This window comes from Winogradskyella costae (assembly GCF_013403865.1).
Lineage (GTDB): Bacteria > Bacteroidota > Bacteroidia > Flavobacteriales > Flavobacteriaceae > Winogradskyella > Winogradskyella costae.
Map to the genome: position 1 here is coordinate 1 of NZ_JABFDK010000047.1, position 673 is coordinate 673.

At 25.4% G+C, this 673-nt stretch carries 1 protein-coding gene; it reads right to left on the reverse strand.

Annotated elements, in window-relative coordinates; genetic code table 11:
* Window positions 1-126: 126 nt before the first annotated feature.
* The coding region (locus HM986_RS17620) for a hypothetical protein (RefSeq protein ID WP_179336356.1) at window positions 127-673 on the reverse strand (547 nt) is incomplete at its 5' end.

Consider the following 673-nt stretch of genomic DNA (forward strand, 5'->3'; position numbering starts at 1 on the left):
TAACGGTTTTGTGTATGGTTAGTTGCGTGGTTAAGCAATTAAATTAGTAAACTTTTACGAACCCGTGAATATTCCGCAGGAATATTCGCAAGTAGGCAGAAATAAAGCAATTAATTATACACTGTGTTAGCTACAGTATTTTGTTGTTATTAAATCAATTAAACTTCTGTGAAAATTAATAATTAATTCTGCGCTTTCAATATTTTTTTCATATTTCAACGAGAATACAGTTCGGATTGAGTATTTCTCATTTTTTTGTTTGCCCAATGTATTAAGTTCAAAAGCCGTATTTTCAATAAGTTCATTTAAATTTAATTTCATGATTAAGTATGCTATATTTTCTTTAAATAAAATATCAGAAGATTTAATATTCCAATTTCGTTTCTTAAATAATATCAGTTTACTTAAATGGTCAATTGTTTTTATTTCAAATTCAGGAATTTTGTTATTATTTAACTTATTAATTTTGAATTCTGCTGTATCTGAATTTCCAAAATCATATAAAACATCTATATCGAAGTTTTTATAAAATATTTTTAATCTATATTTAGAAATATGGACAAATGAACCAATTTCGCCACCAACTTTATAATCTTCGTACTCAAATACACCATTATAATTTTCACAAATTCGTTTTAATTCAGTTTCTGGATTCATATTGTAGCTAACGGTT